Source organism: Arthrobacter sp. zg-Y1143, from assembly GCF_030125565.1.
Lineage (GTDB): Bacteria > Actinomycetota > Actinomycetes > Actinomycetales > Micrococcaceae > Arthrobacter_B.
Genome location: NZ_JASKLW010000004.1, coordinates 417,924 through 439,789 on the forward strand (window position 1 = coordinate 417,924; position 21,866 = coordinate 439,789).

At 65.6% G+C, this 21,866-nt stretch carries 27 protein-coding genes and 1 other RNA gene; 17 read left to right on the forward strand and 11 right to left on the reverse strand.

Features of this window, described 5'->3' with window-relative positions; genetic code table 11:
* Positions 1-24: 24 nt before the first annotated feature.
* From QNN98_RS06025 to QNN98_RS06040, 4 genes are read left to right on the forward strand one after another with little or no spacing between them, the layout of a single operon-like run.
* Positions 25-294 carry a hypothetical protein gene (locus QNN98_RS06025; protein ID WP_227913758.1) on the forward strand — a complete coding sequence of 90 codons (270 nt, stop codon included), beginning with the start codon at positions 25-27 and terminating at the stop codon, positions 292-294.
* 53 nt (positions 295-347) lie between these two features.
* Positions 348-692, forward strand: coding sequence for a TadE family protein (locus tag QNN98_RS06030; protein WP_227924946.1), 345 nt, complete (start codon positions 348-350; stop codon positions 690-692).
* Positions 676-1,125 carry a hypothetical protein gene (locus QNN98_RS06035; RefSeq protein ID WP_283996525.1) on the forward strand — a complete coding sequence of 150 codons (450 nt, stop codon included), beginning with the start codon at positions 676-678 and terminating at the stop codon, positions 1,123-1,125. The genes QNN98_RS06030 and QNN98_RS06035 overlap by 17 nt, the downstream gene beginning before the upstream one ends.
* The gene (locus QNN98_RS06040) at positions 1,122-1,577 is read left to right on the forward strand and encodes a hypothetical protein (RefSeq protein ID WP_283996526.1); all 456 of its coding nucleotides are present in this window, start codon (positions 1,122-1,124) and stop codon (positions 1,575-1,577) included. Before QNN98_RS06035 ends, QNN98_RS06040 begins: the two co-directional genes overlap by 4 nt.
* A gap of 30 nt (positions 1,578-1,607) precedes the next feature.
* On the opposite strand, the gene QNN98_RS06045 is transcribed toward QNN98_RS06040, so the two are convergent.
* Entirely contained in the window at positions 1,608-1,913 is a 306-nt protein-coding gene (locus QNN98_RS06045) for a hypothetical protein (protein ID WP_283996527.1), read from the reverse strand.
* A gap of 159 nt (positions 1,914-2,072) precedes the next feature.
* Here QNN98_RS06045 and prfB point away from each other — a divergent pair, with 159 nt between their 5' ends.
* From prfB to QNN98_RS06085, 8 genes are all read left to right on the forward strand, one after another.
* Positions 2,073-3,191 carry a peptide chain release factor 2 gene (gene prfB / locus QNN98_RS06050; protein WP_283996528.1) on the forward strand — a complete coding sequence of 373 codons (1,119 nt, stop codon included), beginning with the start codon at positions 2,073-2,075 and terminating at the stop codon, positions 3,189-3,191.
* Between the two features lie 157 nt (positions 3,192-3,348).
* Positions 3,349-4,098 (forward strand): cell division ATP-binding protein FtsE, encoded by a 750-nt coding sequence (gene ftsE / locus QNN98_RS06055; protein WP_227913768.1) that lies wholly within the window; start codon positions 3,349-3,351, stop codon positions 4,096-4,098.
* Entirely contained in the window at positions 4,095-4,997 is a 903-nt protein-coding gene (gene ftsX / locus QNN98_RS06060) for a permease-like cell division protein FtsX (protein WP_283996529.1), read from the forward strand. Before ftsE ends, ftsX begins: the two co-directional genes overlap by 4 nt.
* 73 nt (positions 4,998-5,070) lie before the next feature.
* On the forward strand, positions 5,071-6,471 hold the full coding sequence (locus QNN98_RS06065) for a M23 family metallopeptidase (RefSeq protein WP_227924942.1): 1,401 nt from the start codon (positions 5,071-5,073) through the stop codon (positions 6,469-6,471).
* Positions 6,472-6,515: 44 nt separating this feature from the next.
* The gene (smpB, locus tag QNN98_RS06070; RefSeq protein ID WP_227913773.1) at positions 6,516-6,989 is read left to right on the forward strand and encodes an SsrA-binding protein SmpB; all 474 of its coding nucleotides are present in this window, start codon (positions 6,516-6,518) and stop codon (positions 6,987-6,989) included.
* Entirely contained in the window at positions 6,986-7,345 is a 360-nt protein-coding gene (locus tag QNN98_RS06075; RefSeq protein ID WP_283996530.1) for a hypothetical protein, read from the forward strand. Before smpB ends, QNN98_RS06075 begins: the two co-directional genes overlap by 4 nt.
* A gap of 65 nt (positions 7,346-7,410) precedes the next feature.
* Positions 7,411-7,782: a transfer-messenger RNA gene (ssrA, locus tag QNN98_RS06080) on the forward strand.
* 268 nt (positions 7,783-8,050) lie between these two features.
* Positions 8,051-8,683, forward strand: coding sequence for a uracil-DNA glycosylase family protein (locus QNN98_RS06085; protein ID WP_227913776.1), 633 nt, complete (start codon positions 8,051-8,053; stop codon positions 8,681-8,683).
* Here the strand turns inward: QNN98_RS06085 and QNN98_RS06090 are convergent.
* Positions 8,680-9,066, reverse strand: coding sequence for a hypothetical protein (locus tag QNN98_RS06090; protein ID WP_227913785.1), 387 nt, complete (start codon positions 9,064-9,066; stop codon positions 8,680-8,682). The two genes, QNN98_RS06085 and QNN98_RS06090, sit on opposite strands and share 4 nt — an antisense overlap.
* A gap of 90 nt (positions 9,067-9,156) precedes the next feature.
* Positions 9,157-10,365, reverse strand: a complete 1,209-nt coding sequence (locus QNN98_RS06095; RefSeq protein WP_227924939.1) for an ABC transporter permease — start codon at positions 10,363-10,365, stop codon at positions 9,157-9,159.
* Between the two features lie 142 nt (positions 10,366-10,507).
* Between QNN98_RS06095 and QNN98_RS06100 the strand changes: the two genes are divergently transcribed.
* Entirely contained in the window at positions 10,508-10,957 is a 450-nt protein-coding gene (locus QNN98_RS06100) for a MarR family winged helix-turn-helix transcriptional regulator (RefSeq protein WP_227924938.1), read from the forward strand.
* 72 nt (positions 10,958-11,029) lie between these two features.
* Here QNN98_RS06100 and QNN98_RS06105 read toward each other — a convergent pair whose 3' ends face one another.
* On the reverse strand, positions 11,030-11,530 hold the full coding sequence (locus tag QNN98_RS06105; protein WP_227913788.1) for a DUF1269 domain-containing protein: 501 nt from the start codon (positions 11,528-11,530) through the stop codon (positions 11,030-11,032).
* Between the two features lie 199 nt (positions 11,531-11,729).
* Here QNN98_RS06105 and QNN98_RS06110 point away from each other — a divergent pair, with 199 nt between their 5' ends.
* The gene (locus QNN98_RS06110) at positions 11,730-13,442 is read left to right on the forward strand and encodes an alpha,alpha-phosphotrehalase (protein WP_227913789.1); all 1,713 of its coding nucleotides are present in this window, start codon (positions 11,730-11,732) and stop codon (positions 13,440-13,442) included.
* A 7-nt stretch (positions 13,443-13,449) separates the two neighbouring features.
* Here QNN98_RS06110 and QNN98_RS06115 read toward each other — a convergent pair whose 3' ends face one another.
* The 6 genes from QNN98_RS06115 to QNN98_RS06140 all read right to left on the reverse strand — a co-directional run bounded on the left by QNN98_RS06115 (position 13,450) and on the right by QNN98_RS06140 (position 19,372).
* Entirely contained in the window at positions 13,450-14,541 is a 1,092-nt protein-coding gene (locus tag QNN98_RS06115; protein WP_283996532.1) for a carboxylate-amine ligase, read from the reverse strand.
* Between the two features lie 166 nt (positions 14,542-14,707).
* A complete protein-coding gene (locus QNN98_RS06120; protein WP_283996533.1) occupies positions 14,708-15,481 on the reverse strand; it encodes a class I SAM-dependent methyltransferase in 774 nt (257 codons plus the stop codon).
* 2 nt (positions 15,482-15,483) lie between these two features.
* The gene (gene hisN, locus QNN98_RS06125) at positions 15,484-16,293 is read right to left on the reverse strand and encodes a histidinol-phosphatase (protein ID WP_227913792.1); all 810 of its coding nucleotides are present in this window, start codon (positions 16,291-16,293) and stop codon (positions 15,484-15,486) included.
* 81 nt (positions 16,294-16,374) lie between these two features.
* The gene (gene rsgA, locus QNN98_RS06130; protein ID WP_283996534.1) at positions 16,375-17,490 is read right to left on the reverse strand and encodes a ribosome small subunit-dependent GTPase A; all 1,116 of its coding nucleotides are present in this window, start codon (positions 17,488-17,490) and stop codon (positions 16,375-16,377) included.
* Positions 17,491-17,492: 2 nt separating this feature from the next.
* Entirely contained in the window at positions 17,493-18,818 is a 1,326-nt protein-coding gene (gene aroA, locus QNN98_RS06135) for a 3-phosphoshikimate 1-carboxyvinyltransferase (RefSeq protein WP_283996535.1), read from the reverse strand.
* Positions 18,819-18,823: 5 nt separating this feature from the next.
* On the reverse strand, positions 18,824-19,372 hold the full coding sequence (locus tag QNN98_RS06140) for a DoxX family protein (RefSeq protein WP_227913795.1): 549 nt from the start codon (positions 19,370-19,372) through the stop codon (positions 18,824-18,826).
* Positions 19,373-19,639: 267 nt separating this feature from the next.
* On the opposite strand from QNN98_RS06140, the gene QNN98_RS06145 reads away from it, so the two are divergent.
* Together QNN98_RS06145 and rsrA are read left to right on the forward strand one after the other, a co-directional pair.
* Complete coding sequence (locus tag QNN98_RS06145; RefSeq protein ID WP_227913796.1) at positions 19,640-20,320, forward strand: sigma-70 family RNA polymerase sigma factor; 681 nt, start codon at positions 19,640-19,642, stop codon at positions 20,318-20,320.
* Positions 20,317-20,577 (forward strand): mycothiol system anti-sigma-R factor, encoded by a 261-nt coding sequence (gene rsrA / locus QNN98_RS06150; protein ID WP_227913797.1) that lies wholly within the window; start codon positions 20,317-20,319, stop codon positions 20,575-20,577. Before QNN98_RS06145 ends, rsrA begins: the two co-directional genes overlap by 4 nt.
* A gap of 93 nt (positions 20,578-20,670) precedes the next feature.
* On the opposite strand, the gene QNN98_RS16510 is transcribed toward rsrA, so the two are convergent.
* Positions 20,671-20,745: a 50S ribosomal protein bL37 gene (locus tag QNN98_RS16510; RefSeq protein ID WP_369299106.1), complete on the reverse strand. Its 75-nt coding sequence runs from the start codon at positions 20,743-20,745 to the stop codon at positions 20,671-20,673.
* 140 nt (positions 20,746-20,885) lie between these two features.
* On the opposite strand from QNN98_RS16510, the gene QNN98_RS06155 reads away from it, so the two are divergent.
* Positions 20,886-21,851, forward strand: coding sequence for a zinc-binding dehydrogenase (locus QNN98_RS06155; RefSeq protein WP_283996536.1), 966 nt, complete (start codon positions 20,886-20,888; stop codon positions 21,849-21,851).
* Positions 21,852-21,866: the final 15 nt, after the last annotated feature.

A 21,866-nucleotide genomic window follows, 5' to 3' on the forward strand; every position in this document is an offset into this window, starting at 1 on the left:
ACGGATTCGAGCAAAGGACTCAACATGGCACAACGCCAGAGCAGGCACCGGGACAGCACGCGCGAACCGGTGGAAGCGTGGAAGACGGTAGTAGCCGTTGCGGCGGGATGGTGGTACCGGTTGGTGCAGCAGTTCAAGGCGGCCGCTGCTCCCGCCGACCGGGAGCGCGGAGACGTACCGGGCTGGGTGATGATCACATTGATGTCCGCCATCCTGGTCGCCGGACTCCTCGTGGTAGTCCAGCCTGCCCTGGAACGGCTCTTCGACTCCGCCATGGAACAGGTGCAGCCATAGCCCGGCAGGCAGCCCGGGAAGAGACGTCCGGAGCGCGGGAGCAGGGTTCTGCAGTGGTGGACTTCGTGATGGTGGGGGCGCTGGTAAGCCTCATGTTCATGGCGGTCATCCAGCTGGCACTGGTACTGCACGTGCGCAACACCCTTATCGACGCAGCTGCCAGCGGGGCGCGCTACGGCGCCCTCGCGGACCGTTCCACGGCCGATGGGGCAGAACGGACATCCGGGCTGATTGAAGGTGCCTTGGGCGGGGAGTATGCCGCTGACGTGAGAAGCAGCGAGACGGTGGTGGACGGTGTTCGGATGCTGGAAATCACGGTGCGGGCACCCCTGCCGGTGATCGGGTTGATCGGTCCGCAGGACGGGATAGAGGTCACCGGCCATGCGCCTTCACGCTGACCGCGGGCCGGCGCCTGCGCCAACGCCGGCGGACACCGAAGCCGGCAGCGCCGTCGTTGAATTCATCTTCCTTGGCCTGCTCCTGATGGTTCCGGTGGTCTACTTGGTGATGGCCGCGGGGCAGGTCCAAGCCGCTTCCTTTGCCGCCGTCGGCGCTGCGGACGCCGCCGCGAAGGTTTATGCCTCAGCTCCCGGGACCGCGGCGGCGGAGCAGCGTGCCGGGGATGCTGCCGAACTGGCACTCGGCGACTTCGGCCTGCCGGCGGAAGCGATGCGGATTCAGATCAGCTGCCCGGCCCAGTGCCTGCAGCCCGGCTCGACAGTCACCGTCCGCGTGCATGTGGATGTTCCGCTGCCCGGGCTGCCCTGGCCCGGCGCCTCGGCAGTGACCGTGGACTCCGAATCCACCCAGGTCGTGGAGCGCTTCGGATGAGGCATGCCGCCCGCCGGGGGAGCGGAGACGAGCTGGGACAGGTGGGAGTACTGATCATCGGGTATGCCCTGCTCACCCTGCTGACCGTCACAGTGGTGATGGCAGCGTCCTCCGTGTATATCGGACAGAAGAAGCTGCTCTCCGCCGCCGACGGAGCAGCTGTAGCGGCAGCGGACACCTTCTCGCTGGGGGAACCTTCGGCCGGAGCAGGGCCTGCAACGGTGCTGGATCCGGATGCCGTACGCGCCGCGGCCCGCAGCTACCTGACCGACACACGGGCGCACGAACGGCTCCCCGGCCTGGCCGTAGAGGAGGAAACCGGCACTGCGGACGGCCGGACCGCACACGTGGTGCTGACCGCACGGGTGCATCCGCCGGTCGTGAATTTCCTGGTGCCGGAAGGAATTACCGTCACAGCGGTCAGTGAGGCGCGGGCCCGCCTGCTGCAATGAGGAAAGGCAGCCGGCGGGCTGTCCTTCGAATCAGGACGCCCGGCGTTCGCTCTCTGCCGCAGCTTTGTCCCGGGCCGGCCCGTGGCCCCAGCCCCCGTGGTCGATGTCCAGGATCTGGCCGTCCTCGCCGTAACAGATGGTCACGGGCTCGCCGAACTGGTCGCAGTCCTCGTCAGGGCACCTGTCTTTCATGTTGCCCAGGTACTCGTTGGCAAAGTGCTGTTCCCACTCATCCACCTTGCCCATGGCCCAGGGGTCGCCCTCCTCCGCCAGGTCGTTGAGCTCATCGAGGGTGTACATGCGTCCGCGCTGCGGGTGTCCCTGCTGATCGGCCAAAACAGGCTCCTTCCGGAAGGCAAATTGTCCGTTTCTTTAATCTAGCGCGGGCTGCCGGGACAGCCCGGCGGGCGGCCCGGCGCGTCACGGATCGGCTGCAGCGGAAGTACGACGGCGGATCAGCAGCGCCGCAGGTACATGGCGTAGTCTGTAAGCACCATGGCAGAAATAGATTTTCCCGCAGAAATCCGCGCCCTCCGCTCCACCTTCGCCTCCATTGAAGAGGTCTCGGACGTGGCAAAGATCAAAGAGGACATCGAAGAGCTCAGCGAGATGGCCGGCGTTCCGGACCTCTGGGATGACCCTGCCGAAGGGCAGAAAATCACGTCCAAGCTCTCCCACCGCCAGTCCGAACTGGAACGGCTGAAGACCATCCAGTCCCGCATCGACGACCTTGAGGTCCTCGTGGAACTGGCACAGGATGAGTCCGACGCGGATTCGAAGGCCGAGGCCGCGGCGGAACTCGAATCCCTGCGCAAATCCCTGTCCCAGCTGGAAGTCGTCACGCTGCTCTCCGGCGAATACGACGCCCGCGAGGCCGTGGTGACCATCCGCTCAGGAGCCGGGGGAGTGGACGCCGCCGACTTCGCCGAAATGCTGCTGCGCATGTACCTGCGCTGGGCCGAACGCCACGGTTACCCCACACAGGTGCTGGACACTTCCTATGCCGAAGAAGCAGGACTGAAATCTGCCACCTTCGAAGTGAAGGCCCCCTACGCCTTCGGCACCCTGGTGGTGGAGGCCGGTACGCACCGGCTGGTCCGCATCAGCCCGTTCGATAACCAGGGCCGCCGGCAGACCTCCTTTGCCGCCGTCGAGGTTATTCCGCTCATCGAGGCGACAGACCACATCGACATCCCGGACAACGAGATCCGCGTGGACGTTTTCCGTTCCTCCGGCCCCGGCGGCCAGTCCGTGAATACCACCGACTCCGCGGTGCGCCTGACCCACATCCCTACCGGCACCGTGGTGTCCATGCAGAATGAAAAGTCGCAGCTGCAGAACCGTGCCGCCGCCATGCGCGTGCTCCAGTCCCGGCTGCTGCTGCTGAAGAAGGAGCAGGAGGACGCCGAGAAGAAGGCGTTCGCCGGTGACGTGAAGGCCTCCTGGGGAGACCAGATGCGTTCCTACGTGCTCAACCCGTACCAGATGGTCAAGGACCTGCGGACCGAACACGAGGTGGGCAACACCTCCGCAGTGTTCGACGGCGAGATCGACGACTTCATCGACGCCGGCATCCGCTGGCGCGCCACCGGCAGCATCCCGGCCACGAAGTAGGACCGGCCGGGGCGCAGGCGCAGAACTGAACGCGTATTCGACACGCGGTGCCCGGTTATGGCTGAACGCCTTCCAAGCTGGCTATAGTCGAGGGGCCGGTGCCCATATCCCGAACCAAGGCCCGTGTCTCCGGCTGCTCCATGGGCACTAAGTAGTCATGATTACCTTCGACAATGTCACCAAGCTCTATGACCGGAACTCCCGGCCAGCGCTCAACTCGGTCAGCCTTGACGTGGACCGCGGCGAGTTCGTCTTTTTGGTCGGTGCGTCCGGATCGGGCAAGTCCACCTTCATCCGGCTGATCATGAAGGAAGAGCACGCCACGCGGGGAACGGTGTACGTGGCAGGTGCCAACGTCGCCAAGATCCCCAGCTGGCGCGTACCGCGGCTGCGCCGCGGGATCGGCGTCGTTTTCCAGGACTTCCGCCTGCTGCCCAATAAGACCGTTTTCGCCAACGTGGCCTTCGCCATGCAGGTGATCGGCCGGAGCCGGGCCGTTATCCGCGATTCAGTCCCGGAAGTGCTCAAGACCGTGGGTCTGGAGGGCAAGGAAGACCGCATGCCGCATGAACTTTCCGGCGGCGAGCAGCAGCGCGTCGCCATTGCCCGGGCCATCGTCAACAAGCCCGGCATCCTGCTGGCGGATGAGCCCACCGGAAACCTGGACCCCGCAACGTCCCTGGGCATCATGAAGGTGCTGGACCGGGTGAACCAGAACGGCACCACCGTGGTGATGGCCACCCACGACGACGACATTGTTAATGCCATGCGCAAGCGCGTGGTGGAACTGCGCAACGGCAACATCATCCGTGACGAGCACGAGGGTATCTACCTGGGCGAGCCGGCGGCGGAAACGCGCACGGCGCCCGATGTGCCGGCGCGGCGCGAGAGCGGGGTTGCCGAATGAGGCTCGCATTTGTCCTGGGGGAAATCGGTTCCGGGCTGCGCCGCAACCTGTCCATGGTCATCTCGGTTGTCCTGGTGACCTTTGTATCGCTGACCTTCGTGGGTGCGGCCGGGCTGCTGCAGCTGCAGATCGGGCAGATGAAGGGCTACTGGTACGACCGCGTGCAGGTGGCTGTCTACCTGTGCACCGACAACGATGTCTCTGCCTCCTGCGCTTCCGGTGCCGTCACGGACGAGCAGCGCGACGCGATTGAAGCGGATCTGCGGGCCGACAAGTACGTCGAATCGGTGGAGTACGAAGACCAGGAAACGGCGCTGTCGCATTTCCGTGAGCAGTTCGCCAATTCGCCGATCGTGGACAGCATAACGGCCGATATGCTGCCCGAATCCTTCCGGGTGTCCCTGGTGGATCCCGAAAAGTACGAGGTCATCAACGAGGCTTTCTCCTCGAAACCGGGGGTTGAGTCCATCAGTGACCAGCGCGAGCTCTTCGAGAAGATGTTCACCTACCTGAACCTCGCCTCCGTGGCTGCCCTGGGTGTGGCCGCAGTCATGCTGATCTGCGCCATCCTCCTGATAGCCACCACCATCCGGCTATCGGCTTTCAGCCGCCGGCGGGAAACCGGCATCATGCGCCTGGTCGGCGCGTCCAAGGCCGTCATCCAGCTGCCCTTCGTGCTCGAAGGCGTGATCGCCGCCGTCATCGGGGCAATCCTGGCCTCCGTGGCGCTGTGGAGCACCGCCCACTACTTCATCGGTGCGCTGGCGCGGCAGTACCCCACCACCGCTTTCATCTCCTCGGAACAGGTGCTGTACCTGACACCCGTCCTACTTGTTCTCGGTGCGTTGCTGGCAGGGGTATCCTCGCTGTTGACGCTCCGCCGGTATCTGAAGGTCTAGAGTCATGAAGCAAGCAAGTGCCGGCGCCGAAGGTGCAGGATCGGAAGCCGCAGGAACATGGAGAGTCTCGTCAATGGATAATGCTGTCCCAAAGCGTCCCAGGCGTGCTCCCGCAGCGCGCGCGGCGGCGGCCGCCGCCGTTCTCCTGACCCTGACGTTTTCGGTGGCCGTCACCGGGCCCGCTGCCAACGCAGATGACTTGGATAACCGGCTGGCAGGTGTGGAGGCCGAAAAACAGAAGGTCCAGCAGACCTACGAGTACCTTGGCGAAGACATTGCCGAAACCGTGGCCAAGCTGAACATCTACCAGGGCCAGCTGCCTGCCGCCCAGCAGTCCCTGGCCGACGCCGAGGGACGCGTGGACAGCGCTGCCGGCAAGGTCAGCGCACTGAATGACCGCGTCGCCCTTGCCCAAGAGACACACAAAACCATTACCGCCCAGATCGAGAAGGACCGCGAAGACATCGCGGCCACCGAAAAGGCCATTGGACAGATCGCTTCCCAGGCCTACAAGAACGGTGGAGTTCCCTCCACACTTTCCCTGATGTTCGGCGCCAAGGGTGCCGACAGCCTGTCGGACTCCCTGGGGATGGCCGAGCAGGCGCTCAAGGGACAGAACGCTGCAGTGGAGAAGCTCTCCCAGCAGAATGCGAACAACGTCAATTCAGAGGCCCGGCTCGCAGCCGTGGCCGAAGAAATCAGCAAGCTCAAGGCACAGGCAGAAGAAGCGCTGAAGGCCGAGCAGTCGGCCCGGGACGCTGCGGCCGTCGAAAAGGAAAAGGTCGACGGCCTCATCGCTCAAACCGCGGCCATGAACGAGGAACTGGAGGCCCAGAAGCCGAAGCTCCAGGCGCAGATGGCCAACCTGGAGCAGGAAAGCGCGCAGATCAACGCCGACATTGCCGAGCGGCAGCGGGTCCTGCTGGAGGAATACCGGCAGCGCGAACAGGCACGGATTGACGCCGCCAACCGCGCGGCCGCTGCCGGGGGAGGCGGCGGTGCCCCGCAGCAGATGCCGGCGCCCAGCGCCCCCTCAGCAGCTTTCGGGCTGCGGTACCCGGTGATGAATGCACCCATCTCTTCGGGCTTCGGTTGGCGGGCGACCCCAGCCGGAACCATCGACTTCTACGGCAAGGGCGGCTACCTGCATGCGGGCACCGACTTTGCCGGCGGGTGCGGAGCCCCCATCTATGCTGCCGCGGCAGGAGAGGTGTGGCGGGCCGTTCCGTCAACCAATCAGTCGGAAATGATCGGCGCCGGTAACTACGTGGTGCTGAACCACGGCGTGGTGGGCGGCCACGTCCTGGCCACGAATTACTACCACATGACCCAGTACGTTGTTGCCCAGGGCCAGTGGGTCAACGCCGGCCAGCTGATCGGCTACATCGGCCAGACCGGAAACGCCCAGGGTTGCCACCTGCACTTCGAGACCATCCTGAACGGTAACCCCGTTGACCCCATGACCCTGCTGTAGGCCTACAATGGAACTTTCGTTTCAACCTACTAAGGAGTTGCCCCGTGCCTAAGGAAAGTGGCCGGAAGGTAGTGGCCACCAATCGCAAGGCCAGGCATGACTACGAAATCCTCGATACCTACGAGGCCGGAATGGTATTGATGGGCACCGAGGTCAAGTCGCTGCGCGAGGGCAGGGCCTCGCTGGTGGACGGATTTGCCACCTTCTACAACGGCGAACTGTGGCTCGAAGCCGCCTACATTCCGGAGTACCTCAACGGCAGCTGGACGAACCATTCAGCGCGCCGCCGCCGTAAGCTCCTGCTGCACCGGGAGCAGCTGGAAAAGATCATGCGCAAGACCAGCGAATCGGGTTTCACCATTGTGCCGCTGCAGCTGTATTTCCTGGACGGACGGGCAAAAGTCGAAATCGCCGTCGCCCGCGGCAAGCGCGAGTACGACAAGCGCCAGACCCTGCGGGAAAAGCAGGACAACCGCGAGGCCCTGCGCGCCATGCGGGACAAGAACCGCGGCGCATGAGCGGCACGTTCTGGGAAGCACAGGAAGAAACCGCTGAGGAAGCATCGGCCCGCAAGCCGGTTTGGGCCTGGGCGGTTGCCGTCATTGACCTTCTGATCGTGCTGGCCATTGTGCCGGTGGTCATCCTGGTAGTGGTGCCGTTCTTCGCGGTCTATTACCTCTATCTGGCGCACCTTCTGGTATGGGCGGCGCCGGCGCTGGTCCTGGCCAACGTGGCGCTGTTCCTCTGGGCCTTCCGCCGCAAGGCTGCAGGCATGACGGCGCTGAGCATCCTGTCCGTGTTTTTCGTGGCGCTCTCCTGGGTCCTGCTGATCGTCTGGCGGGCGCCCGTGGTGGTCTTCGGCATCACCTTCTGAGCGCCGCCGGTGCCGCATGCGCTACAATAGGTGTTCCGGCTTCGGCCGGATTGGCAACTCAATAAGGGGATGACCGGTTTCGACGATGTTTTGTTGAGACAGGGGAAGCGGGCCGAGGATACAGGGTTATCTCGTTAACGATCTCTGTAAACCAATAAGTGCCGAATCAAAGCGCACTGACTTCGCTCTTGCTGCCTAAGCAGTAAGGCATAGTCCGTCAGCCCGGGGATGCTCTCGCCCCGGTGCCTGGCGTCATTTAGAGGGCCACTGCTGAACACCTTCGCCGTTGGGGTGTTCGGGACTTTTAGACGGCTGGGTCCGGATCAGCCACTTGTCTGCGTGATGGCTGGGACCGAGAAAATCCGCTGCAGGCTGCGCCCGGAGAAGCCCTGACAAAGCGACATCGGACGGGGGTTCGATTCCCCCCATCTCCACTGAAGGTCCCAATGGGCAGAAATGCTGCACTGGGAGTTGCCTCAGAGCGGGAAGCGTCTCCGGACGCTTCCCGCTCTGTGTTTAAGGGTTTACGCGCTGCCTTGGGGAGTCATTTCTCACACCCGAGGGGTTTAGCCTGCCGACGGGCTTTTTCCAGCCGGGCAAGCGGGGCTGCATTGGTAAACTTGCACTAACGCACTACCCGCGCCGGCAGGACCCGGGGCGGGCGATATAACCGGTCGGAAGACCTTGTAGGAGACGCACCACCTTATGCAAAGCCCGGCAGTTGAATCCCAGCATGATGACCTTTGGAACCGACGGTACGACCCCAATGTTGCGGACGTGAACCAGCTTTGCGACTCGCTGGCCGAGATGAAGCCCGGCAGCCAGGTCCCGTACATCGACCCCATGCACGATATCGGCGAGTGCCGCATCGTCAGCCTCTTCTCCAACATCGGCGAAGCCCATGAGTCCGGTTTCATTACGGCCGGCGATAATGAGGCCATGGCCAGGCTGCTGGGCGTCCACTGGCAGGCCGGGCTGCGTCCCGAGTTCGTGATGCCGTGGAATACCTACCCCTGGCACGTGCCCGGTGAGCCTAACGGCAAGCTGACCAAGGAACAGGTGCAGGAAGGGTTGCGGCCGCTTCTGCGCTTCCTGGCCCTGGTACCGCGGGCATCGGTGATCGTAGCGCACGGTACCGAAGCCCAGCGGCTGGCGGCAACGTTCCTCAAAACCGAAAACCGCATGATCTACCGCCGCAGCATCAAGGTTTACAAGGCCCGTTCACTTTCCGGACGCTCGTTCGGCGCCACGGCTGAGCGGCAGCAGGAGGCCCTGGATGACATGCGGGCAGCGTACACCGATGCGATGGCCAGAACGGGCCTGAGCGCTTCCCGCTAGGCCCCTTCGCCCCGGGGCTGCTCCACGGGCGAGTCGACGACGCCGATGAACCGGGAGCCCACGCCCTCGTATTCGCTGCGTACGGCGCCCGGGGCCAGTTCAGGCAGTTCCCGGACGCTGTGGTCGAAGCAGGCCAGGAACGTAAATTCCGGCCACCATTTCTTGGGCCGTGCCGTTTCCGTGTACCCGCAGACCGTGCACGTCAGCGTTACCCAGACCGGCCGTTTTCCCGTGCGGTTGGCGCGGGACTGCACCAGCCATCCCGGCGGGTTGGCCTGCAGCTGCGCCAGTTCGGAGTCGCTGAGACGTGCCGGAATGCCGTGGCGCGTCGCCATTTCCAGTGGAATATCGAGGATCTGTGCGGCCTGGCGTCGTGTAGTCATCGGTTAAACGATACGCGGAAAAAACGTGCGGGGCCGTCCCGGGGATGCTGTCAGTCCCCGGAAACGGCCCCGCTTCGCTGTAATGAGGTGCTACGCGGCCAGGCCCTCTTCGTCCTCCCGTGCGCGGGCAAGCTCATCGGCAAGCCGCGTGCGGCGGACGCTCCACAGGTGGGTCAGCGCCAGCAGGCCGGCGCCGGCGGCGAGCCAGATGGCCAGTTTCAGCAGGTCGGTGCCAAAGGCCTGCCCGGGGAAGTACACGAGGCCCTGCGCCGCATGCAGCCAGGCCGCCCCGTTCCAGAATGACCCGAGGGCAGCGAAGAACGGGGGGACCGTCTCAAAGGTGAAGATGCCCCCGGAACTGGTGAAGTTGAGCATCACGAACAACAGGGTCAGCGTGGGGGTGGTCCACTTCCGCAGCATCGGGTACATTGCGACGCCGAGAAGGGTGATTGTGGCCACGTAAAGCCAGGTCAACAGCCAGATCCCCCAGTGGCTGTGCTCGATGACGCCGTAAACGGGTCCGGCAATGATGACGCCCATCGCGGCGATCACTGCGGAGGACGCCAGGGCAACCGCAGCCCGCCACAGGACGCTGATGCGGCCTGCGACGGCGGAGATCGCCACGGCGCTGGAGTAGCCGCCCACGCTCATGGCCACGAGCAGGAAGAACAGTCCCTGCGAGGTGGGATCGTGTTCGTTGGTGGGTACGACATCCACCACCTGAAGCGGTTTTTCCGACTCGTAGGCAAGGGGAAGGAAGATCTTCTTGGCTACTTCTGCCGTGGTGGCGGAACCGGCCGTGGAGACGTACAGAGTGGCGTCGTCCGATCCGGTTTCGTAGGCCACGGAGATATCGCGGTCGGTAATCAGGCGCCGCGCTTCCCCGGCATCGGGAACCGTGCGTACGTCCAGCTTGTCGGGTGCCGAGTCGTTCAACCGCTGGGCGAAGACCTCTGCCTGCGCGCCGGTTCCCACCACGGCGACGGCGAGATGGCGGGGCTCCGGTTCGTGGAAGGCGCCGAGGTAGGCCAGCCCCATTCCCGCCGCAAGGAAGAACGGGATCAGGATGTGGGCTCCCAGTGAGCGCCAGAAACCGGCGTCGGGGACCGACCCGCGGCGTCCATACTGGGCCCGGCGCTCCGTATGGCGGGCCGCGGGTGGTGCGACGTGTGCATCGGGTGCGGGTGCGGGTGATGCAGCGGCGCCGGGGCCTGTTGCCGGCACCGTTTCTGCCAGCACGAGTTCGGTGGAGCGGGGGGAGCCGTCGGATAGATCGGGGCCGGAATGGGGGTCGGACATGGAACCTCTCGAAGCAGAAGAAGCGCAGCGGAGCACCGCCGCAGTGTTGCGTTATGCAACTTTGGTGAACACACCATTGTTGCATAATGCAACAACCAGCGCCCGCCGGGAGGATTAGGTGCCGGGAGGGTAGGTTGGATACGTGGTGAAAAAGCAGGAAACCCAAGATGATCCAGTCGACAGCGTCTACGACGAGATCGAAGCGATCTACCGCCGGGCGCTGGCCCGCTCACGGCGGATCAATGCGCCCCTAACCCAGGTGGAACATTCGCTGCTGTCCTTCATTGGTGCCCACCCCGGCTGCCGGGCCACTGACATCGCGTCCGCGTTTTCCCTGAACCGTTCCACGGTCTCCCGGCAGCTCCACGCGCTGGCGGACCTGTCGCTCGTCACTGCCGGGGAGGAAGAACAGGGGCAGGGGCGCCGCGGCCGGATGCTGTACGTGACTGATGAAGGGCTCCGGCGCCTGGAGACGTCCCTCTCCGTCCAGCGCAGCGCAGTGAAGTCCCGGCTCCGGGGCTGGAGCCAGGCGGAACTGCAGGATTTCCTGGCGGCCCTCAAGAGGTTTAACGAGGAACCCGGAAACTCATGACAGGGGAACGGGACGGCAGCCGTGGCTGCCGTCCCGTTCCGGCCGCGCGGTAGGCGCGCGCTGCCTTGCCCGCTATGCGGGGGTTGCCTCGGAGAATGCCGCCCGGAGGTTTTCTTCCTCGTCCTTCGAGAGATTCGTGTAGATCAGCTTCATGCCCTCATAGCCCTTGAAGGCGTCCGCTACGCGGTCTTCAACGGCGTCGGAGGAAAGAACGAACAGCGCCGACGTTCCGGGAGTAACTTCCTGGCGGATCCGGGCAATAAAGTCATCACTGATGCCCACGTCCACCATGGACGCGGACAGTGCGCCCACGGCCGCGCCCACCGCGGCGCCGATCAGCGGCACAAAGAAAATCAGGCCGAACAGCAGTCCCCAGAACCCTCCACCCAGGGCGCCGGCTCCGACCAAGTTGTGTTCCTGGATGGTCTTCGGCTTCTTTTTGTCCCGGGGCCACGTGACGATTGCTTCATCCTGCACGTTGATCAGCCCCTGGGACTGCAGGCTTGCAAGGGTGTCCGTGGCGCGTTCCGCGGCCCCGGAATCGGAGAATTTCCAAACGGTAAGTGTTGCCATGGCAGTTACTCCAAACGTTTGAGTTGTGAGGAAGCGCCCGCGCGGGACCCCTCTGCAGCGCCAACGTTAGTGTCGTGCCGGTGCCCGTTCAAGCGAAAAGGCCGTCCCCCGCCCAGCCGGCCCCGTAACGTCCGGCAGCCCTGTGCTGGCCGGATACCGGGACGTAAAATGCTGGGACACTGTGAAAGGACGGACGTCCATGGAGAATCCCAACCGTCCTGCCTGGTGGGCAAACGCCGTCGTCTACCAGATCTATCCACGCAGCTTTGCCGACTCCACCGGGGATGGGGTCGGTGACATCGGCGGCATCATCGAGCACCTTGACCACCTCGTAGACCTTGGTATCGACGTGGTCTGGCTGTCACCGGTCCACCAGTCCCCGCAGTACGACAACGGGTACGACATCAGCGACTACCGCCGGATCGACGAGCTCTTCGGCACCAATGAACAGTTTGAGGAACTGCTCGGCGGGCTGCACGACCGGGGGATAAAACTGGTCATGGATCTCGTGGTCAACCACACCTCCAGCGAGTATCCCGGATTCGTGGACTCCCGGTCTTCCCGCAGCTCCCGGAAACGGGACCGGTACTGGTGGCGGGATGCGCGGCCGGGCTTCGAGCCCGGGGAGCCCGGCGCAGAACCGAACAACTGGCGGTCCCTCTTCGGCGGGTCCGCCTGGACCTACGACCAGCTCACCCGCCAGTACTACCTGCACTTGTTCGCGCCCCAGCAGCCGGACCTGAACTGGGAACATTCCCGGGTACGGGAGAAGGTCTACGAAATGATGAACTGGTGGCTGGACAAAGGGGTGGACGGCTTCCGCATGGACGTCATCAACTTCATTTCCAAGGACCCCGCGCTGCCGGACGGGGTAGTGACGGAACCCTCCGGGGTGTGGGGCGACGGCAGCCCCTACTACGTCAACGGGCCGCGCATCCACGAGTACCTGCAGGAGATGCACCGGCGGGTCTTTAGCGAGCGTGACGGGGAGTACCTGACGGTGGGGGAGACCCCCGGGGCCACGGTGGACCAGGCCCGGCTGTACACGGACCGCCGCCGGCACGAACTGGACATGGTTTTCCAGTTCGAACACGTGAGCCTGGACCAGGGCCCGGGCGGGAAGTTCGACTACCGCCCCCTGTCCCTGGCGGACCTGAAAACCAGTTGGAACCGGTGGCAGCGAGGCCTGGCGGAAACGGGCTGGAACAGCCTCTACCTGAGCAACCACGACCAGCCGCGCGTCGTCTCCCGCTTCGGCGACGAAGCCCGGTACCGGTATGAATCGGCCACCATGTGGGCCACCCTGCTGCATTTGCAGCGGGGTACGCCCTACGTCTTCCAGGGCGAAGAGATCGGCATGACCAGTGCCGGGTTCACCTCGATAGATCAGTACCGGGACGTGGAATCGCTGAACTACTATGCCGAGGCGCTGGAGCAGGGCATGGACCGGCAGGCGGCGCTGGAAGCCCTGCGGCGGATGAGCCGGGACAACGCTCGGACCCCCATGCAGTGGACCGGTGGACCGAATGCGGGGTTCGGCGCAACCACGCCGTGGATTCCGCTGGGCGCCAGCTATCCCGCGGTCAGCGTGGAAGCGGACCGGGCGGCGGAGAAGTCGGTTTTCCGGTATTACCAGCGGCTGATTCAGCTCCGGCATGAGTCGGCCCTGGTGTCGCTGGGTGATTTCCGCATGCTGGACCCCGAGCACCCGACACTGTTCGCGTATAAGCGTACGCGGGGGGACCAGGCCCTGCTGGTCCTGGGAAATGTATCCGGCGATGAGCTCGGCATACCGTCCAACGCCGAAACCGGAACACTGGTGCTGGGTAATTACGGCGACGTCGGTGATCACCACCTGCTGCGCCCATGGGAGGCGCGGGTGCTGGATATTTCAACGTACCCGGGCGGCTGAGGAGTGCCTACTCGGCCGTCAGCGTTTCGGCGTAGAGGTCCGCAAGGGCGGTAAAGCCGCCTGAGTGCACGGCGGCCCGCTGCCGCTCCGCGCCGGTGCCGGCGGCAAGGAGCCTGGCAATTCCTGCCAGTGCAAAGTCCCGGTCTCCGCTCGCGTCCAAGGCCGGTGACACGTAGTCCAGCAGCGCGGCCAGATGGTCGGCGGCCGGGATGCTGCCGCCGTGATTGGCCAACAGGTTTCCGCCCAGGCCGAACCGTGCAGCCTGCCACAGGCCCACGTCGAGCAGCTCGGGATCGGGAACAGCGGCAGCGTCCCCCTCGTTTGCGGCTGAGGCAAGGGTTGCCACCAGCGCCCGGACCAGCACTGCCAGCAGCACGGAGTCCCGTGCCTGCAGTTGTGCGTCGGCAATCCGGACCTCCACGGTGGGAAAGTGCTCCGAGAGCCGGGCTGCCCAGCCCACGTGGCCGGCGTCGGGTACGACGTCGGTGGCCAGGAGCCCGGCGAGGCGTCGGGCGTAGTCTTCGGCGTCCTTGAAGAGCGGCGGGCAGCCCTGTACGGACCAGCGGCGGTAGTGGACCATCCGCCAGCTGGCGAAGCTGGTGTCCCCGCCGCGCCAGTACGGCGAATTGGCACTCAGGGCGCCCAGCAGGGCCAGCCACGGACGCAGCCCGTTCAGGACCCGCACCCCGCTCTCGCGCGAGTCGATGCCGACGTGGACATGGGTGCCGTTCACGTATTGCTCATTGGCTACCGCCCCGGCCAGGATTCCCATGCTCTGGTACCGTTCGGAGTCATTAAAGACGGCGGCAGTTGAGGGCATCAGGGGAGCTGTACCGGTGGCGGCAACCGCGGCTCCTGCGGCAGCGGCCGCCGCCGCCAGCCCCGTACGGAAGCCAAGCAGTGCCTCCATTGCCTCGTGCCGGTCCGTGCAGACCCGGGTGGAGCTCTCCACCTGTGCGTCCAGGAGCTCGGCGGAGCTGGTGAAGTTGTCCGCAGCGCCGGAGGCCAGCGCCTGGGCCAGTCCCGGGACCTGGGTGGGCAGTCCCGTGCGGGGATCGGTGAGGAGGAATTCTTCCTCGATCCCGAAGGTTAGGGCCATGTGCTCATCTCCCTGATACGCCGGGGTTTTCGGATGCGCCGGTGTTTGCCAATTCGCCGGGGTTTCCCAATTCTAGGGACGGCGGCGCACGGAAGCACACGGTTCACGCAGGAGGCCGTTGGCCGGGCCGAAGCGGGCGGCCCGGCGCCGCCGGACGCCGGACTGTTCAGGCTGCCCGGACCGCCCGCCAGGTGAGAGTGAGATAGGGCAGGTCCAGGACTTCCCCGGGATGGTGGCCGAGGTGTTCGTACAGGTACCAGGTGAGGTTGGCATGCAGCTTTTCGCGTGCAGCGGTATCTGCGGAGAGGTAGAAGGCGCGGGACTTGGCCAGCTCAAACAGGTCTTCGGGCGTCATCTGCTGCGCCCACGGAACGGTCGAGGAGGATTCCAGGATGAATTCCGGGCCCAGCTCCGGGCGGAATCCAGGGCGCAGTACATCTCCGGCGTGGATGATGCGCGAATAGCGGTGCACCCACGGCACACTGACGTCCAACTGGTTCCAGACCAAGCCCAGGATCCCGTGCGGGCGCAGCACCCGGGAGAACTCGCGGCTGGCCGCTCCCGGATCGCACCAGTGCCAGGCCTGGGCGACCGTGACCGCATCCGCAGACCGGTCGGGCAGGCCCGTGTCTTCCGCGGTGCCGACGCTGACCGGAACCTGCGGGAGTGAGCGGGAGAGCTGTGCCAGCATGTCCGCGGACGGGTCCACGGCGTGCACGGACAGGCCGGCAGCCTGCAGGACGCGGGTGTATTTCCCGGTGCCCGCGCCGACGTCCGCCACGTCCCGGACCGGCGGGAAGCCGGGGCGGGAAACCACCCAGTCCACGGCCTCGGCGGGGTATCCGGGCCGGATGCGGTCATAGTGCTCCCCGCCGGCCTGATAGCTGTCAGCCAGCTGGCGGCGCCGGAGCGCTTCCAGCCGGGGCCCGGAAGTACCCACTGTTAGAGCAGATCGTCCAAGTCGGGGTTCAGTCGCTGCAGCACTTCGCTGTGCAGCGTCCCGTTGGTGGCCAGCGCATTGCCGCCGAACGGGCCGTCCTCGCCCTCCAGCGAGGAGAACCGGCCGCCGGCCTCGGTGACGATAGGTACCAGTGCCGCCATGTCGTAGAGGTTCAGTTCCGGCTCGCAGGCGATGTCGACGGCGCCTTCGGCGACCATGCAGTAGGACCAGAAGTCGCCGTATGCACGGGTGCGCCAGACGGATTCAGTCAGGTCCAGGAATTCTTCCAGGTTGCCGCGGTCCTTCCAGCCGCCCAGGCTGGAGTAGGACAGTGAGGCGTCGGAGAGCCGGGAAACGTTGGAGACCTGCAACCGGGTGGCAGAGGCCAGCGAACGGCCCATGTAGGCGCCCGTGCCGGTGGCGGCCCACCAGCGCTTGCCCAGCGCCGGAGCGCTGACGACGCCGAGGACGGGCACGCCGTCGTCCACCAGGGAAATGAGGGTGGCCCATACGGGGACGCCGCGGATGAAGTTCTTGGTGCCGTCGATCGGGTCGATGATCCACCGGCGCGGACCGGAGCCGCTGGAGCCGAACTCCTCGCCCAGCACCGCGTCCCGGGGACGGGCACGCGAAAGCTGCCCGCGGATGGCATCTTCTGCAGCCTTGTCGGCGTCGGTGACCGGCGTGAAGTCGGGCTTGGTCTCGATTTTCAAGTCCAGGGCCCGGAAGCGCGACATGGTCTGGTCATCCACGGAATCGGCCATCACATGGGCCAGGCGCAGGTCATCGTTGTAGTTTTGAACGAACGGCATACTGTTCAACTTATCCTTATTCGGCGGCCGCTGCCCGGCATTACGCCCGTAAAGCAGGCGGTGTCCCGGCAACCGGCCGGGCTACTGCTCACCCAGCTCCTTGGCGGAGGACTTGTTTTCGGTACGCGTTCCGGTACCCAGCAGCCGGCGCAGCGACGCCAGGCGGGCCGGTCCGGCCGGACCGGCCTGGCCCTGCTCAACGTACGGATCCAGTCCGCAGCCGACGGCGGCCGAATCGTGCCGGCAGCCGCGTTCGCAAGCCGCGGTTCCCGGCTCGAGGTCGGGGAAGGCCTGCAGGATCCGGTCCGGGTCAACGTGCGCCAGGCCGAAGGAGCGGATTCCGGGGGTGTCGATGATCCAGCTGCCCGCGGGGGAGTTGCTCAGCCGCAGCGCCAGCGCTGACGACGAGGTGTGCCGCCCGCGGCCGGTCACCGCGTTGACGCCGCCGGTGGCCCGTGCTGAGCCGGTCAGGGCGTTGACCAGTGTGGACTTGCCGACACCGGAGGGACCCACCAGCACGCTCACGTTGCCTTCCAGGACCCCGTGCAGCGCTTCGACGGCCGTGCCCTGGAGCCTGGCGGAGAGGCCGTCGTCGGAACGCGCGTCGATGCCGGAGGCATCAGCGGCGGCGGTGCGGCTGATGATGACTTCCAGGTCCAGGTGCTCGTAGTTGGCCAGCAGTTCCGCCGGGTCCTTGATATCGGCCTTGGTGATGCACAGGACCGGGGAGATGCCGGCGTCGTACGCCGCCACCAGGGCACGGTCAATGAACCCGGTGCGCGGTTCCGGGTTCGCGGCCGCCACCACGATCACCAGCTGGTCGGCATTGGCCACCACTACGCGTTCCACCGGGTCGGTGTCGTCGGCGCTGCGCCGCAGGACGGTGGCGCGTTCCTCCACCCGGACCAGCCGCGCCAGGGTATCCGGGGCACCGGACACATCGCCCACCAGTGCCACCCGGTCTCCGGCGACCACGGGAGTGCGTCTCAGTTCGCGGGCGCGGGCGGCAATGACCGTTCGTTCATCTGCTGTGTCTTCGTTCATGACGGCCGTGTACCGTCCGCGGTCCACGGTGATGATCCGGCCGATGACGGCGTCGTCATGGGCGGGACGGTCCTTGGTGCGCGGGCGTGAACCCTTTTTGTTGGGCCGGACGCGTACGTCGGATTCGTCCCAGCCGCTGGTGCTTCGCGCCATGGTTATGCCACCGCCGTTTGGGTCAGCTGCTGCCACAGCTCGGGAAATTGGGGGAGGGTTTTGGCGGTGGTGCCGATGTCCTGCACCTCGACGCCGCGGACGGCCAGGCCGATCAGTGCCCCGGCCGTGGCCATCCGGTGGTCCGCATACGTGTTCCAGGTGCCGCCGTGCAGCGCGGCCGGGCGGATCAGCAGCCCGTCTGGTGTTTCTTCGGCGTCGCCGCCGAGCCGGTTGATTTCCGTGACCAGGGCGGCCAGCCGGTCGGTTTCATGGCCGCGCAGGTGCGCGATCCCGGTAAGGACGGACGGAGAGTCGGCAAGCGCACACAGCGCCGCGACAGTGGGGGCAAGTTCGCTGGTGCCGGCCAGCTCCGCGCCGGAGATCCGGCCGCTGCCAGTGACGGTCAGGGTGCCGTCCGCGAGGTGGACCTCAGCGCCGAGTGCGGGCAGGATGCTGCGCCATTTGTCGCCCACCTGGGTGGTTTCGGCGGGCCAACCGGTAATGCGGACGGTGCCGCTGGTGACGAGGGCAGCGCCGAGGAATGGGCCGGCGTTGGAAAGGTCCGGTTCAATGGCTGTGTCGAACGCGGCGATGGGGCCCGGCGCTACCTGCCACTCATTGGGAACGGAATCGTCCACCTGTACGCCCACGCTGCGCAGCACATGCACGGTCATGGCGACGTGGTCCGGGCTGGGCAGGGCCGGACCGCGGTGGACCAGGTGCAGGCCGTTCTCGAAGCGGGGGGCGGCCAGCAGCAGGGCGGATACGAACTGTGAGGATGCGCTTGCGTCGATCACCAGCCGGCCGCCGGAGGGGGCACCGGACCCGGTGAGCGTAAAAGGGAGGGTCCCGCGGCCGCCGTCGTCCACCTGCAGCCCAAGTCCGCGCAGCGCATCGATAACAGCGGACATGGGGCGTACCCGCGCGTGCGGATCGCCGTCGAATACGGTGCTGCCGGGCACGAGGGCAGCCAGCGGCGGGACAAAACGCATCACGGTGCCGGCCAGCCCGCAGTCCACCCGCCGCGGACCGGCCGCGGCGGGGAGGACAGCGGGCAGGGGATCAACCAGCAGATCGGGCCCGAACGCGCCGCTGCCCTCGACTTCAGTGACAACGGCGCCAAGCGCCCTGAGGGCGGAAACCATCAGCTCCGAATCCCGGGAATGCAGGGGCGCCCGTAGCCTGGACCTGCCGTCCGCGAGGGCGGCAAGGACCAGGTAGCGGTTGGTCAGCGACTTCGACCCCGGAACGGAGACAGTTGCCTCCACGGGCGAGGCAGTGAAGGGCGCGGGCCAGGGTGCCGGCAACCCGGCGTTCGGAGCAGTCATTGGTGCTAGGAACCCACGATGTCCGACGCAGCGTTGGACACGGCCTTGAGCTGCTTGCCGGTGGTCTTCTTGACCGCCTTCGCAGCGGCACGGCCCTTGCGGCCCGTGTCGGCGGCCAGGTGGTTGGCACGCCAAGCCAGTCCCGGACGGCCGTTCGTGTCCACAGCGGAGAGCAGGACGCCGCCGATCAGGGAGAGGTTCTTGAGCAGCTGGTTGCGCCGCTCCTTGCGCTCGGCAGCGGTGGAAGCCTCTGCGTTGCGGTACTCCACCACCGAGTTCAGAGCGGTGGTGCCGGCGAGCAGCAGGGACGCCAGGCGGGCAAACTTGCCCATGCCCAGCAGGGAGGCAGCAGCTACCTGGGTGTACCCGGCAACCCGGGCCACCAGCACGGGGTTGGAAGCGGCCCCCGCAGCAGCCGGTACGGTTTTGCCGATGAGGTTAAGGGTGGGGGTGAGCTGTTCGGCGGTCTGGTCAACATTGCGAAGGCGCTCCACGCCCACGGCAACAAAACCGGTGGCGAGCAGCGGGCGTGCAATCAAACGGACTAACGACATAAGTGCCTCCTGGCGAATCCACAAGTTACGCGAAAAACAACATTTGGTGCTGCCTCCACCTTAGTCCGGCTCCGTGCGGCTTTGGCACAATCCGGGCCTCCGGCGGGAATAGGGGGACCGGCGCCGTCGTTGGGACCAGTATCAGGATGTGCTTTCAACTGTTGAGGAGACGCCATAGTGCCAGCTGCCACGCTGACCGCAGTGCAGACTGCGCCGGAGCCGAAGCTACGCGTACGGGTGCCCGCCCGCACCGTAGACTGGGAGGTGATGAGAACTGATGCGCCGGAAGGCAGCCCCCACGTGGAAAACTTCGAACTTGACGTTGCCACCGAATCGGACGAGGCACGCAAGCTGCGCTTTGAGCAGGATGCCATGCAGTACGTGGACCAGCTCTATTCAGCAGCCATGCGGATGGCACGGAACCCCTCTGACGCGGAAGACCTGGTGCAGGAGGCCTACACAAAGGCGTTCTCCGCCTTTCACCAGTACCGGCCGGGAACCAACCTCAAGGCCTGGCTGTACCGCATCCTGACCAACACCTACATCAATCTCTACCGGAAGCGGCAGCGGGAACCCCTGCAGGCCAATTCCGAGGGCGTTGAGGACTGGCAGCTGGCCCGCGCAGCTGAGCACAGCTCCACGGGGTTGCGCTCCGCAGAAGCCGTGGCGCTGGACCATCTGCCCGACTCCGACGTCAAGGATGCCCTGCAGTCCATTCCGGAGGAGTTCCGGCTTGCCGTGTACTTCTCCGATGTGGAGGGTTTCGCGTACAAGGAAATCTCAGAAATCATGAACACGCCGATCGGCACCGTGATGTCCCGCCTGCACCGCGGGCGCAAGATGCTTCGCGAACTCCTGGCGGAGTATGCCCGCGACCGCGGCATCAAGGGCAAAGTGCCCGCAGCCGAAACCGGCGCATCAACCAAGAAACAGGGGAATGAGCTATGAGCGATTGCCAGAGCCTGGGCGATTGCGAAGACGCCCGCATCGAACGGCTGTACGAGTACTTGGACGGCGCGCTGTCCCACAAGGACCTCGTGGAAATCAAGGAACACCTTGACGGCTGTCCCGAGTGCGCGCAGGAACACGACCTGGAATGCGTCATCCGCTCCGTGGTGAAGCGTTCATGCACCGAAGCGGCTCCCGAGACGCTGAAGGCAAGCATCCTCAGCCGCATCAGCCAGATCCAGACAGCGGACCACTAAGACCGCCGCAGGCATGGAAAACCCCCGGTACCTGCTGGTACCGGGGGTTTTCTGTGCCTGGCCAAAAATGGCCACGCGGCTCACCATTCTTGCTTAGGTGTTGGGACGCTTACCGTGGTTAGCGCCGCCGCGCTTACGGTCACGACGCTTGCGTGCACGCTTGCTCATAGCTGCCTCCTTTGATTCCGAAAAGTTCTGCCCTCCAGTGTCCCACATGCCCCGCGTGCACGCCTAAACGGTCCTGTGCCCGGCACCACCCCTAGGATTGGGGTCACGAAGAGCCGCAAAACGAACAAGGGAGTTTCCAGATGCGAGCCGTATACGCACAAACCCAATCCGCCGGCGATCCGATCAGCGGCCTGCGGGTGGGGGAGCTCGAGCCGCCGCAGCCGCCGGAAGGTTTCCGGCGCGTACGGGTCAAGGCCTCTGCGCTGAACCACCACGACCTCTGGTCCCTGCAGGGGGTGGGCCTGCCGGACGAGCGCCTGCCCATGGTCCTGGGCTGTGACGCCGCCGGCATCGACGACGACGGCAACGAGGTTATTGTCCACGCCGTTGTGTCCTCCCCGGGCTGGGAAGGGGATGAAACCCTGGATCCGCGGCGGAGCCTGCTTTCGGAGAAACACCCCGGCGCCATGGCCGATGAAGTGTGGGTTCCCGAACGCAACCTGGTGCCGAAGCCGGCCGGGCTGAGCTTCGAGGAGGCGGCCTGCCTACCCACCGCCTGGCTGACGGCATACCGGATGCTCTTCGCGGTCAACCCTGCGGCGCCGGGATCCACTGTCCTGGTCCAGGGCGCCGGCGGGGGAGTGGCGACGGCCCTGATCAGCATGGCTTCCGCTGCGGGGTACCGGGTATGGGCCGTCAGCCGGAGCGAAGCCAAGCGGGAGCACGCCCTGCGGTTGGGCGCGGAACAGGTGTTCGACGCCGGTGCCCGGCTGCCGGAGCGGGTGGACACGGTTTTCGATTCGGTGGGCGAGGCCACCTGGGCCCATTCGCTGAAGTCGTTGAAGCCCGGCGGTGCCCTGGTGACCTGCGGGGCCACCAGCGGACCCAACCCGCCGGCGGACCTGAACCGCGTGTTTTTCCTGCAGCTGAAGGTCCTCGGATCCACTATGGGGACCCGTGCCGAGCTGCAGCGCCTGGTGGCGTTCCTGCTGGCCACCGGAGTGCGCCCGGAGATCGACTCCGTGCTGCCGCTGGAGGAAGCGGAAAAGGGCTTCCGGAAAATGCAGGACGGCGACGTCGTGGGGAAGATCGTCTTCCGCCACTGACGCCGCCGCCGGTCC